Source organism: Mycobacterium sp. NGS59 (assembly GCF_059812345.1).
The window spans coordinates 55,025-67,785 of sequence record NZ_JCALCN010000010.1; the positions used below are offsets into that span (position 1 = coordinate 55,025).

Here is a 12,761-nt window from a genome sequence, read left to right on the forward strand (position 1 = left end):
GCTGACCCCCCGCCCGGGGAAGACGTCGCCGGCCGAAAGAGGCACACCGTGGACACCACCCCTCCGCTCGAGTGGACAACCGGTCACGAGTTCGCCGGATTCAGGATCAACCGGGTGCTGGGGGAGGGCGGGATGGGCGTCGTGTACCTGGCGACACATCCACGGTTGCCGCGCGAGAACGCGCTGAAGGTGCTGCCGGTGCACTTGAGCGACGACCCGGTCTACCGCGCGCGGTTCGAACGGGAGGCCGAGGTGGCGGCCGGCCTGTCACATCCGCACATTGTGCGGATCCACGACCGTGGCGAGTACGAGGGCCGGTTTTGGCTGTCGATGGATTACGTGGCCGGTACCGACGCGGCGCAGCTGCTGCGCGAGGAGTTTCCGGGCGGAATGCCGTTGCACGATGTCCTGGAAATCGTCGCCGCGGTCGGCTCGGCTCTGGACTACGCGCATCACGCGGGTCTGCTGCACCGCGACGTCAAACCGGCCAACATCTTGCTGGCAGAGAGCGACGGTCAGCCGCGGCGCATTTACCTGGCCGATTTCGGCATCGCGCGGCGCATCGACGACGCCAGCGGGCTGACCGCGACCAACATGACCGTGGGCACGGTGAACTACTCTGCTCCCGAGCAGTTGAGGGGCGAGCCGATCGACGGGCGCGCCGACCAATATGCGTTGGCCTGCACGGCGTTCCATCTGCTGACCGGGACACCGCCCTACGCCGACTCCAATCCCGCCGTGGTGATCACTCACCACGTCAACGCCCCGCCGCCCTCGATCGGAGTGCTGCGGCCGGACCTGGCGGGCCTGGATTGGGTGTTCGCTGTCGCGATGGCCAAGGATCCGTCCCGACGGTTCGGCAGCTGCACCGAGTTCGCCGAGCAGTTGGCCTGGCAGTTGGGCCCGGGGCGCGCCTACGCGAGCGAGGTGCCGTCCGTCACTCATGCCCGATACCCCCAGAGCGCATACGCCGTGACGTCACCGGGACTGACCCGCGCGGCGCCGATCGCCGCGACACCACGGCGCAGGCGGGGCGCTGTGCTGGTCGGCGCACTGGTGGGCATCGCGCTGTTGCTGATCGGCGGCGTTTTCACCACCGTGCAACTCACCTCCGGCGACGGGTCGGGTGTCACAGCCCCGTCGAAGGCTGCCGCGCCGACCAGCACGTCGCCGCCCAACACCGGTCCGTTCACCGGCGTCTACCAGGTCGCCTTCGGCGTGGTGACCGGCATCGACGGCCAACCCGCGGAAAAGCACGTCACCCCGACCACCGAACTGTGGGCGGTGCGTTCGGTGTGCCGGGTTGACGGATGCGTCGCGACGGCGTCCCGTCTGGACGGCAGGACCATGCAGGTGCCGACGATGGTGCTCGACGAGGTCGGCGGCAGTTGGGTCGCGGTGAGTGTCGGCTCGAGCACTTGCGGGGACGTCGAGGGCGAGGTCTGGGATATGTTCACGCTGCAACCACTTGCAGACGGAACCTTCGCCGGGGAGGCCGTCGAGACCATGAGCAAAGGCTGCTCCAACAAACGCACCGTCACGTTCACCCGCACCGGAGACGTCGGACTCGACACAGTGCCCGACCCGGCCACGCTACCGCCCCGGGTGGTCTCACCCGCGGCCAATCTGCGCGGCCGATATCACCAGACATCAACGCAGCCAAACGGTTTCACCGAGCAGAAGGACTACGTCGCCCGCACGGACTGCCTGCGCACCGGTGAGCGCTGCGTCAGCCTGTTGCACACCGCGCCGGCGACGGTCCTGGTGCTGCTGTACACCGACGGAACCTGGGTCTATGAGCGTGAATTCGATGCCAAGTGCTGGAAGGGCGGCACGGCGCACGTGAAAGTCACGGTGCCGTTCGCGATGCCGCAACCCGTACAGGATCCGGTTACGCTGCTGACCGGTCACGGAAGGATGGAGGTGACGGGCGCCGCGTGCCCCAGCACCGATGTCGACGTGAAGTTCACCCGCACCGGTGATTAAGGTCGCTGCCGCGACCCGCGAGGGTCCGCAAAATGTATGGCGTGGCACGGGTTTTCCGGCATTTTGCGGACTCTCGTGCACTCAGCCTCCCCAGCAACCCGACGCCATTGCCCGAGACACCGTACTCGGACTACCCGTTGGCGAGAATCTGCTGCTGTGCGGCCGGACTGAACTGGAACCGGCGGCCGGTGACGATCTCCGGAATCACCCGCACATAGTGCGATTTGACAGACCCCGTCCACGGCAGCACCTGCGCACGTTCGGCTTCCGCAATTTCCTCATCGCTGCGGACCGAACGCGCGGTGCCCCGGACGATCACACTCCAACCCTCTGCAACATTGTGGTCGTCGACCTCGAAGACCACGTGGTTGTTGATGGCGGTGCTCACCAGCTTGGTGCCGCCGGCGGTGCGAAACAGGATGGTCTTGCGTTGGACGGCGTAGTTGACCGGGAAGATCTCGAGCCGACCGTCCGCGGCCGTGACCAGTCGCCCCAGCGTCGCACCCGCCAGCAGATCCCAGCATTCTTTCGCCGAAAGGATGGCGCCACCGCTGTCGTCGTGGATTCGATGCGTCATGCCGTCAGGCTATGGGACGACACCGCTCCCGCACACCTGGCGAAAGTCCTTTTCCGACGGGACGAAAGGTGTCGGTCAACCGGCAGGTTGCGACGTCATGGGCTCGTCGTGTCTCCGGTCTTCCGTGTCGAGGCACGGCGCACCCAGAACACAATGACGCCCAGCGCAAGTACCGCGATGCCGGTGACCGCCGAGGCAGCCGGCAAGGCGAACGCGAGCACTCCGCAACCGATGAATCCCACCACCGGTATGACCCGCGGCGGACGCCCTTCGTCCACCCGCAGCGTGAGCGCTGACGCGTTGGTGATCGCGTAGTAGACCAGGACCGCAAACGACGAGAATCCAATGGCGCCACGTAGATCGAGGGTGGCCGCGAGGATCGCAGCGACCACGCCGACAGTGACCATCGCGCGCGCCGGCACTCCGAATCGCGGGTGCACGACGGCAAGCTGATGCGGCAGATGTCGATCGCGAGCCATCGCCAATGTCGTGCGCGAAACACCCATCAGCAGCGTCAGCAATGAACCGAGGGCGGCCAGTGCCGCGCCGACTCCGACCACGGGCACCCACCACGAGGCGCCGGTCACCCGCACCGCCTCCGCCAACGGAGCCGATGCCGCAGCCAGCCGTTTCGGCCCCAGCGCCGTCAACACGGCGACAGCTACGGCGGCATAGACCGCCAAGGTGATCGCCAATGCGATCGCAATCGCTCGCGGGATGGCGCGAGCCGGGTTGCGCACCTCCTCACCCAACGTCGCGATACGGGCGTAGCCGGCGAATGCGAAGAACAGCAGACCCGCCGACTGCAGCACCCCGCCGGGTGAAAGGCTCTCAGCTAGAGCAAGATTCGCAACCTCGCCGGTCCCGCCGAGCAGCACCGACAGCACCACCCCAGCGAGCACCAGCAGCACCGCGCCGACGATGCCCCGGGTCAGCCACATCGATTTCTGCGCACCTAGACAGTCGACCACGACCAAACCGGCCACAGCACAGACCGCGACCGCATGGGCGTGCTGTGGCCACACATACCATCCGACGGTCAACGCCATCGCCGCACACGATGCGGTCTTGCCGGCCACGAAACCCCATCCGGCAAGGTATCCCCAGAACTCGCCCAGGCGCCGGCCCCCGTAGACGTAGGTGCCACCCGAAGCGGGGTACAGGGCCGCCAGGCGCGACGACGATGTCGCGTTGCAATAGGCCACCACCGCGGCCACCGCCAGCCCGACCATCAGCCCCGCGCCGGCGGCGTGCGCCGCGGGCGGCAGTGCGGCAAAGATTCCCGCGCCGAGCATCGAACCCAGTCCGATCACCGCCGCATCGCCGACACCCAGACTGCGCCGCAACGCATCACCCGCGCCGCGGCCGGGCAGGTCACCGCTCGTCACGTCGCCAACGCTACGGACGCAATCAACGCCTCGCAGCGTTGACGTGGGTGTAACAGGATCGCCATCGAATCCTCCTACGGTGGGGCGGTCTAGCGCCCGTGGCGCCTTGAGCCACGGGCCCGATCGAGCATCGATAGGAACTCAATGAGCGGAAACGCGGTCCGCCTGCAGGCGATCAACAACGTCGAGGCATACATCCCTCCGGCAGTCAGTTTCGTGGCCGGCGAGACCCCGGGTGAAATTTTCGGCTCGAATGTCTTCACCAAGGCAGAGATGCAGGCACGGCTGCCCAAGTCGGTGTACAAGTCCATCATGGCGACCATCGAGAAGGGCGCCAAACTCGACCCGGCCGTCGCCGACACCGTCGCGGTAGCAATGAAGGACTGGGCACTGGAACACGGCGCCACCCACTACGCGCACGTGTTCTACCCGATGACGGGGTTCACCGCCGAAAAGCACGACAGCTTCCTGGAACCCGTCTCCGACGGCCAGACGCTGGCCGAATTCGCCGGCAAGACTCTCATCCAGGGCGAGCCGGACGCGTCCAGCTTCCCGTCGGGCGGACTGCGCAGTACGTTCGAGGCGCGCGGTTACACCGGCTGGGACGTCACCAGCCCGGCCTACATCCTGGAGAACCCGAACGGCAATACACTCTGCATCCCAACCGTTTTCGTGTCGATGACCGGCGAAGCGCTGGACTACAAGACACCGTTGCTGCGCAGTCAGCAGGCCATGGGCGTGCACGCGGAACGGATCCTGGCGCTGTTCGGTCACACCGACCTGAACAAGGTGGTCTCGTTCTGTGGCCCGGAGCAGGAGTACTTCCTGATCGATCGGCACTTCTTCCTGGCCCGTCCGGACCTGATCAATGCCGGACGGACGGTTTTCGGTGCCAAGCCGCCCAAGGGCCAGGAGTTCGACGACCACTACTTCGGGGCGGTGCCCGAACGTGTGCTGGGCTTCATGATGGACACCGAGCGGGAGTTGTTCAAACTCGGCATTCCGGCCAAGACCCGCCACAACGAGGTTGCGCCCGGACAGTTCGAGGTGGCGCCGATGTTCGAGCGGGCCAACATCGCCTCCGATCACCAGCAACTGTTGATGACGATCTTCAAGACCATCGCCAAAAAGCACGGCATGGAATGTCTGTTCCACGAGAAGCCTTTTGCCGGTGTCAACGGATCCGGCAAGCACGTCAACTTCTCGGTGGGCAACTCCGAATTGGGCTCGCTACTGGTCCCCGGCGATACACCGCATGAGAACGCCCAGTTCCTGGTGTTCTGCGCGGCGGTGATCCGGGCCGTGCACAAATTCGCCGGGCTGCTACGACTTTCGGTCGCCTCGGCGACCAACGACCACCGGCTGGGCGCCAATGAGGCACCACCGGCGATCATTTCGATCTTCCTCGGCGAGCAACTCGCCGACGTTTTCGAGCAGATCGCCAAGGGCGCCGCGACGTCGTCAAAAGGCAAGGGCACCATGATCATCGGTGTGGACACCCTGCCGCACCTGCCCACCGACGCCGGCGACCGCAACCGTACCAGCCCATTTGCGTTCACCGGCAACCGATTCGAGTTCCGGGCACCCGGCTCAGGGCAGACCGTCGCCGTGCCGATGATCATCCTGAACACGATCATGGCCGACTCGTTCGACTACCTGGCCACCATCCTGGAGCAGGCCGTCGCCGACGGGGTGGACTTCGACGCCGCGGTGCAGACGTTGCTGACCGACGTCATCACCGAACACGGTGCCGTGGTGTTCAACGGCGACGGGTACTCGGAGAACTGGCAGATCGAGGCGGCCGAGCGCGGACTCCCCAACCTCAAGACCACCTTGGACGCCATCCCGGAATTGATCAAACCGGAAGCAATCGAGGTCTTCGAGAAATACGGCGTTTTCAATGAACGTGAGCTGCGCAGTCGCTACGAGGTCCGGCTGGAGCAGTACGCACTGACCATTGCGGTCGAGGCGAAGTTGGCGCTGGAGATGGGGACGACGGTCATTCTGCCGGCAGCGGTGCGTTACCAGACCGAGCTCGCGCAGAATGTCGCGACGCTGAGAGCCGCCGGTCTGGAACCGAGTACCGCTGCGCTGGAAGCGGTTTCGACACCCCTTGCTGATCTCACCACCGCGTTGGCGACGCTGAAGTCGGCGTTGTCGGACCACGCGGCGACATCGGCGCTAGAAGAGGCAACGCACGCCCAGCAGGAGTTGCTGCCGGCGATGGAGGCGGTCCGCTCCGCGGCCGACGCCTTGGAAGGCGTTGTGGCCGACGACCTGTGGCCGTTGCCGACCTATCAGGAGATGCTCTACATCCTGTGACCGTCGTCGGGTGTGGGGGTCGCCCGCAACAGCGGACCTGGTGATTCGCGATCCCCCGCCCGGCGACCCCGGCCGGCGACGCACGCGCGGCCGGGCGGCTCAGTCGGCGTGCGGTTGCCCGTCGGGCAATTCGGTGGCCCAGGTGCTCGGCATCATCGGCACGGTCGGTGCGCTGTTGAAGGAGTCGGCGGCCAGGGTGGTCAATCCGGCCGCGTCGCGGACTCTGGATTTCGTTGCGGTGCCGGTGAATCCAAGTCGTCCGGCACCGCTGGTGGACGCCGTCAACTCGTCGGCCGGAGGTTCCTCCGGCGTCCAGTCCGCAGTGTTGTCGAGGGTGAGGTACTCGTCACGGTAGCCGCGGTTCTTGACGTCGCCACGACGACGACGACGGGCCTTCGCCTGCGCAGCAGCGGCCGCCGATGCGGCGCTTGCCGCGGAGATCCCCGATGCCGGTGCACTCGCGGTCACCTTGTTATGCAGTGCCGGACCCAGGGTGGGGCCGGCGCCGGGTCCGCCCACCAGATAGGCGAAACCTTGGAAGCCCGAAGCTGGGGGAGCGGTCGCAGTAGCCGTCGCGGGAGCCTGTGCCGGGAGGCTGCTTGGTGCCGGCACCGCACCGGCGGTGGTCACCGTCGGCGTGACGCTGACTACCGGCATCACCCGCTGGTCGGCGGCGACAGCGGGAACCTCGGCGATCAGCTCGGCGGGAACCTCGGCGACCACGGAGATGGTCGAGAGCGCCAGCGCGAGCGGAATCACGCCGAACGGACCCGCGGCGGCGGCGTACATCGGTGTCCCCATCACCCCGAAAACCGCCGCGTAGGCAAAGACGTAGAACAGCGGCAGCCAGGTCACCGCCGCTTCGGCGGGGTTGGCGGCGAAGTCGGTGATCAACTGCACCACGGTGCCGAGCGGGTCGGAGATCAGACCTTTGAGCGCCCGGTACATGCTGGTGAAGTGTTCGGACCCGGACAATAATTCTTCGATGGGGTCGGCGGGCGCTGTGGTCGCGGGTTCCGCGGGTGCCGCCTCGGCGGCCAGAATGCGTGGCGACTGCTCGGTGGGTGTCACCGCCGCCAGCGCGGATGACGAAATCGCTTCGTACACAGTCATTGTGGAGGCTGCCTGAATCCACATCCGGACATAGTCCGCCTCGTTCAGCGCGATCGGGATCGTGTTGATCCCGAAGAAATTCGTCGCCACCAGGACGCCGTGCACCACGTGGTTGGCGGCCAGTTCGGCCAGCGTCGGCATCGCCGCCAGCGCAGCGGAATAGGCCCCGGCGGCCACCTCGTGTTGCGCGGCAGCGCTGGCGGCTTTGGCGCTCGTCTGGGTCAACCAAGTCAGATACGGCACATGTGCGGCGGCGTACCGCGCCGCGGTCGGCCCTTCCCAGGAACCTCCCTGCACCCCGCCCAGCAGGGCGGACAACTCCGCCGCAACCGCCGCGTATTCGGCACTGAGACTGTTCAACGCCGCGGCGGCGGCCAACAAAGATCCGGGTCCCGGACCGCTGCTCAGCAGGGCCGAGTGCACTTCGGGTGGCGCGGCTATCCAGACAGGAGCGATCATTGCGGCCGGTCCGAATTGGGTTGGCTGATAGCAGATATATCGTGCGTCATCGGTGTCCGTCCAGGAAGCAACGCAGGCGTCCCGATCTCCTTAAGTATGGCTACCCTTACCTTATTGCACGCGAGTATTGCACAACCCCGACCCGACCGCCGGGCAGACCCACTGTTCGCATGCTGATCGTTCGCTCTGATCCGGTGACCTCACCGCGATAGGGTGGCCCCGCGAAGATGCGCTTCCGGTCGGGTCGGTAAGGGGTCAGTGATGTCGTTCGTCGTGGCGGTTCCGGACCTGTTAGGCGTTGCAGCCCAGCAGTTGACCACTCTCAACTCGACGGTGGCGCAGGCAGATGCGGCCGCGGCGCACTGGACTACGCAGCTTCTGGCCGCGGCCGAGGACGAGGTATCAGCGGCAATCGCGGCGTTGTTCTACGGCCACGCGCAGAACTACCAAACGTTGAGCGCGCAGGTGGCTGGGTTCCAGGACAGCTTTATCCGGGCGCTGGTCCTCAGTTCGAGTGCTTACGCCACCGCAGACGTGGCTAACGCCTCGCCATTGCAAGTCGTCATCGATGCCGTCAATGCGCCGGTCCAGTCGCTGACCGGGCGCCCATTGATCGGCAACGGAGCCAATGCCGCACCGGGATCCGGCCTCGACGGTGCCCCCGGCGGCTGGCTGCTGGGCGACGGCGGCGCGGGCGGTTCGGGGGCGCCCGGCCAGAAAGGCGGAAACGGCGGTGCCGCCGGACTTTTGGGCAGCGGCGGAGCGGGCGGGGCAGGCGGAAGCGCAGGCACGGCTGGGAACTACATGGGAAATGGCGGCGCGGGCGGCAACGGGGGAGCCGGCGGATGGCTCGCCGGTAACGGTGGTGCGGGTGGCACCGGCGGTACCGGCGGGACGACCTCCGGCAGTGGTGGCGCCGGAGGGACCGGTGGCGACGGCGGGTTGCTGGGCGCCGGCGGAAACGGCGGCAACGGCGGGTTGAGCCCGAACGCCATCGGCGGCACCGGCGCCGCTGGAGGCACCGGCGGCGCGGGCGGTGCCGGCGGTCGCGGAGGTGTGTTCAGCGGGTTCCTCGGCGGCGCCGGCGGCAACGGCGGCACTGGGGGCGCCGGTTTCTTCGCCGGAGGCCAGGGCGGGGCCGGCGGCGATGGCGGATTTGTCTCGGGCTCAGGCGGTTCGGGTGGTGACGGCGGGGCCGGTTCGCATCTGCTTTCGGTGGGCGGGACTGGCGGAAGGGGCGGCGACGGTGGCAATGCCGGACTGTTGTTCGGTGCCGGCGGTGGTGGCGGCGACGGGGGATACAGCAGCGGTGGTGTGGGCGGAGTCGGTGGGAACGGCGGCAACGGTGCGCTGTTCTTCTCGGGCGGCGGAGCGGGCGGCACGGGTGGGTTCGCCGACGACGGCGGCGGCAAAGGCGGAGCCGGTGGCAATGCCGGCCTGATCGGCAACGGCGGCGTGGGCGGCGCCGGCGGCAATGCCGAATCGCTGCTCGGGGGAGGCGGCGGCAACGGTGGCCGGGGCGGCCTGTTCCTTGGGAATGGCGGGGCAGGCGGTTCAATCGGGTTGGGCGGCACAGCTATTCCGGTAGCCGGCGGCAACGGTGGCAATGCCGTGCTGATCGGCAACGGTGGCAACGCTGGTGTCGGGACCGCGCTGGGCGTCGGCGGCGTCGGCGGCGCGTTGATCGGCCTGGATGGTTTCAACGCTGCGGCCAGCACTTCGCCGCTGCACAACCTCCAACAGAATGTGCTCAAGGCGATCAACGTGCCTTCGCACCTGCTGACCGGACGACCGCTGATCGGCAACGGCACCCCCGGCGGGCACGCGACCGGAGCCGAAGGCGGCGCCGGCGGCTGGATATTGGGCGACGGCGGCGCGGGTGGTTCGGCCGGTACCGCAGGCCAGAACGGCGGCGCCGGCGGTGCCGCGGGTCTCTTCGGCACCGGCGGATCCGGTGGCTCCGGTCAATTCTCGCTGGTGGACCCCACCAGTTCCGCCGGGTCGGGCGGTGCCGGCGGCACCGGCGGATGGTTCCTGGGCAACGGTGGCGCCGGCGGCACCGGCGGTACGGCAGTCGGTGATGGGATTGCCGCGGTCGGCGGACGAGGCGGCGCGGGAGGGCTTTTCGGTGCCGGCGGCGGTGGTGGCGTCGGTGGTTTCAGTGAAGACGGCACCGCTGGAACGGGCGGACGTGGGGGAACCGGCGGGTTGTTCGGCGGCCTGGTCGGAGCCGGCGGTGGTGACGGCGGAGCCGGCGGCAACGGTCTGCTCAACGGAGGCGCCGGCGGGGCCGGAGGTGATGCCGGCCTACTCGGGGGACCGGGCGGAGCGGGCGGCGCCGGGGGTGCCGGCGGCTCCGGGTTCACCGTGAATTCCGGCAACGGTGGAGTCGGTGGCGCCGGCGGTAACGGCGGAACACTGTTCGGAAACGGCGGAGCCGCCGGTTCGGGCGGCTACAGCCAAGTCGGCACCGGCGGCGCAGGCGGCACCGGCGGCAATGCCGGTCTGCTGATGTCTGGCGGCAGTGGCGGCTCCGGCGGCCAGGGTTTGTTCGGCGGCAACGGCGGGACCGGCGGCAACTCGACACTGTTCGGCTGCGGCGGTGCCGGCGGAGTCGGTGGGTCCAGCGGCGGTACCTTGCAGAGCGGCAGCGCGGGCGACGGTGGGCATGGTGGCCGCGGCGGCGCCCTGATCGGCATCGGGGGTGCCGGCGGCTCCGGCGGTCAGAGCGGCGTGGCAGCTTCGGTGGGCGGCGACACGGTGCTGTCCGGCAACGGCGGCAACGCCGTGCTGATCGGCGTCGGTGGTAATGGCGGCAACAGCGGCACACCGTTATATCAGGGCGGGGCCGGCGGCACGGGTGGCGTGTTGCTGGGTAAGGACGGGCGCGACGGTCTTCCCTGACCCGCCCGTGGGTGAACTCGCGCCTCCTGATGCGACTGCGAACCGCACCCTACAATCACCCAAACCATTAGCCTTATGCCTGGCTTGTCGCCGTGTGTTCGTTTCCCCACAGTGGCAATCGGCCAAGGCGCTGTTGATCAGCTGCCCGGAAGGCGGGTGAGGAGTCGGCGATGGATGACAGTACCGAGGGTTCCCGGGAGGGAACGCGGTTCGGGCCGTATCTACTGCGACGCCTGGTGGGTCGCGGCGGCATGGGCGACGTCTACGAAGCCGAGGACACCGTCAAAGAACGGATCGTCGCGCTGAAGCTGATGTCGCAGTCGCTGTCGATGGACCCGGTGTTCCGTCAGCGCATGCAGCGCGAAGCCCGCACCGCGGGACGGCTGCAGGAACCCCACGTGGTGCCGATCCACGACTACGGCGAAATCGACGGGCAACTCTACGTCGACATGCGCCTGATCGACGGCAAGGATCTCGCCGCCATTCTCAAGCGTTACGGACCACTCACCCCACCGCGTGCGGTGGCCGTGGTGCGCCAGATCGGATCGGCGCTCGACGCCGCGCATGCGGCCGGGGTGACGCACCGCGACGTCAAGCCGGAGAACATCCTGATCAGCAAGGACGACTTCGCGTACCTCGTCGATTTCGGGATCGCCAGCGCGACCTCCGACGAGCGGTTGACGCAGCTGGGCAGCACCGTGGGCACTCTCTACTACATGGCTCCGGAGCGATTCAGCGAGGCCGAAGTGACCTACCGGGCCGACATCTACGCATTGGCGTGCGTGTTGCACGAGTGCCTGGTCGGCTCCCCGCCCTACCGCGGCGACCAGCTCAGCGTGATGGGCGCACACATCAACCAGCCGATTCCGCGGCCCAGCGTCGCCCGGCCCGGCGTGCCGAGCGCCTTCGACCAGGTGATCGCCCGCGGAATGGCCAAGGACCCCGCCGACCGCTATCCCACCTGCGGCGATTTGTCGGCGGCCGCCTATGCGGCGCTCGCCACGCCCGACCAGGACCGCGCCAGCGACATCTTGGAGCGCAGCCAGGTGGCATCGCTGCCGCCCGCGTACGGCGCGCCGCCGCCGCCCAGCTTCACCCCGCAGGCACACCCGTCGATGCCACCGGGCCCGGGGTGGACACCGCCACCCGGGCCCGGGTCAGGTCCGATAGCGCCCGTGCCGGCGCAGTGGGGCGGTACCCAGGGCTGGCCGCCGGGTACCGCCGGCGTGCCGGCGTGGGGTCAACCTCCTTCCAGGCCAACAGGATTGCTGCGCAAACCCTGGCTATGGGCGGGGCTGGCGGTCGCCGTCGTCGTGGCCATCGCGGGTGGTCTGATCATCGGCTTCTCCGGCACCAATCGATCAGCGCCGCAGCCGACCTACCAGTCGTCGGCCACGCCCACCGTCGAGCCTGATGCGGTCCAGCTCAAAGTCCTCAACGACGGCGTCTTCATCGGCAGTTCGACGGCGGTCGCGACGATCGACATCTTCAACGAACCCATCTGCCCGCCGTGTGGGGCCTTCATCAGGTCCTACGCAGGTGACATCGACAACGCCGTCGCCGGCAAGAAGCTCGCCGTGCGCTACCACCTGCTCAACTTCCTCGACGAACAGTCGCATACCAAGAACTACTCGACGCGCGCCATCGCCGCCTCGTATTGCGTTGCAGCGCAGAATGATCCGAAGGTCTACACCGGTTTCTACGACGCCATTTTCGGCAGCGACTTCCAGCCGCAGGAAGGCGCGCTGTCCGACCGCACCGACATCGAACTGGCGAACCTGGCCCAAACCGTCGGAGCGAACACCACCACCACAAACTGCATCCGGTCACGCAGCGACCTGGGCACCGCCCAGGTCAAGGCCGCGAACGCCAGCACCAGCCTGGCCGGCTTCCATGCCAGCGGCACCCCGTTCGTCTGGGACGGCAGCGGGGGCGTGGACCTGCAGAACCCGAACTGGCTGACGAAGCTGACCGGCTGATGTCTCGACCCGTAACTCCTGACTGCGAGGACC

7 protein-coding genes are annotated in these 12,761 nt (G+C 67.8%); 4 read left to right on the top strand and 3 right to left on the bottom strand.

Translation table 11 applies throughout. The features are described 5' to 3' along the window. Window positions 1–48: 48 nt before the first annotated feature. Window positions 49–1,986 carry a serine/threonine-protein kinase gene (locus tag AC5Y46_RS13500; protein WP_499942660.1) on the top strand — a complete coding sequence of 646 codons (1,938 nt, stop codon included), beginning with the start codon at window positions 49–51 and terminating at the stop codon, window positions 1,984–1,986. Window positions 1,987–2,116: 130 nt separating this feature from the next. On the opposite strand, the gene AC5Y46_RS13505 is transcribed toward AC5Y46_RS13500, so the two are convergent. Together AC5Y46_RS13505 and AC5Y46_RS13510 are read right to left on the bottom strand one after the other, a co-directional pair. After that, window positions 2,117–2,563, bottom strand: coding sequence for a pyridoxamine 5'-phosphate oxidase family protein (locus AC5Y46_RS13505; RefSeq protein WP_499942659.1), 447 nt, complete (start codon window positions 2,561–2,563; stop codon window positions 2,117–2,119). A gap of 95 nt (window positions 2,564–2,658) precedes the next feature. Then, window positions 2,659–3,858: an APC family permease gene (locus tag AC5Y46_RS13510; RefSeq protein WP_499942879.1), complete on the bottom strand. Its 1,200-nt coding sequence runs from the start codon at window positions 3,856–3,858 to the stop codon at window positions 2,659–2,661. Between the two features lie 237 nt (window positions 3,859–4,095). Between AC5Y46_RS13510 and AC5Y46_RS13515 the strand changes: the two genes are divergently transcribed. Continuing rightward, window positions 4,096–6,273, top strand: a complete 2,178-nt coding sequence (locus tag AC5Y46_RS13515; protein WP_499942658.1) for a glutamine synthetase III family protein — start codon at window positions 4,096–4,098, stop codon at window positions 6,271–6,273. A gap of 99 nt (window positions 6,274–6,372) precedes the next feature. On the opposite strand, the gene AC5Y46_RS13520 is transcribed toward AC5Y46_RS13515, so the two are convergent. Then, the gene (locus tag AC5Y46_RS13520) at window positions 6,373–7,845 is read right to left on the bottom strand and encodes a PPE family protein (protein WP_499991601.1); all 1,473 of its coding nucleotides are present in this window, start codon (window positions 7,843–7,845) and stop codon (window positions 6,373–6,375) included. Window positions 7,846–8,106: 261 nt separating this feature from the next. Here AC5Y46_RS13520 and AC5Y46_RS13525 point away from each other — a divergent pair, with 261 nt between their 5' ends. Together AC5Y46_RS13525 and AC5Y46_RS13530 are read left to right on the top strand one after the other, a co-directional pair. After that, entirely contained in the window at window positions 8,107–10,749 is a 2,643-nt protein-coding gene (locus tag AC5Y46_RS13525; protein ID WP_499991603.1) for a PE family protein, read from the top strand. Window positions 10,750–10,919: 170 nt separating this feature from the next. Further along, on the top strand, window positions 10,920–12,728 hold the full coding sequence (locus tag AC5Y46_RS13530; protein WP_499991605.1) for a serine/threonine protein kinase PknE: 1,809 nt from the start codon (window positions 10,920–10,922) through the stop codon (window positions 12,726–12,728). Window positions 12,729–12,761: the final 33 nt, after the last annotated feature.

What these genes read in the sequence shown, in the direction of transcription:
- AC5Y46_RS13505 (WP_499942659.1), bottom strand. Translation starts at nt 2,563, where the DNA reads ATGACGCATCGAATCCACGACGACAGCGGTGGCGCCATCCTTTCGGCG.
- AC5Y46_RS13525 (WP_499991603.1), top strand. Translation starts at nt 8,107, where the DNA reads ATGTCGTTCGTCGTGGCGGTTCCGGACCTGTTAGGCGTTGCAGCCCAG.
- AC5Y46_RS13520 (WP_499991601.1), bottom strand. Translation starts at nt 7,845, where the DNA reads ATGATCGCTCCTGTCTGGATAGCCGCGCCACCCGAAGTGCACTCGGCC.
- AC5Y46_RS13510 (WP_499942879.1), bottom strand. Translation starts at nt 3,858, where the DNA reads ATGCTCGGCGCGGGAATCTTTGCCGCACTGCCGCCCGCGGCGCACGCC.
- AC5Y46_RS13530 (WP_499991605.1), top strand. Translation starts at nt 10,920, where the DNA reads ATGGATGACAGTACCGAGGGTTCCCGGGAGGGAACGCGGTTCGGGCCG.
- AC5Y46_RS13515 (WP_499942658.1), top strand. Translation starts at nt 4,096, where the DNA reads ATGAGCGGAAACGCGGTCCGCCTGCAGGCGATCAACAACGTCGAGGCA.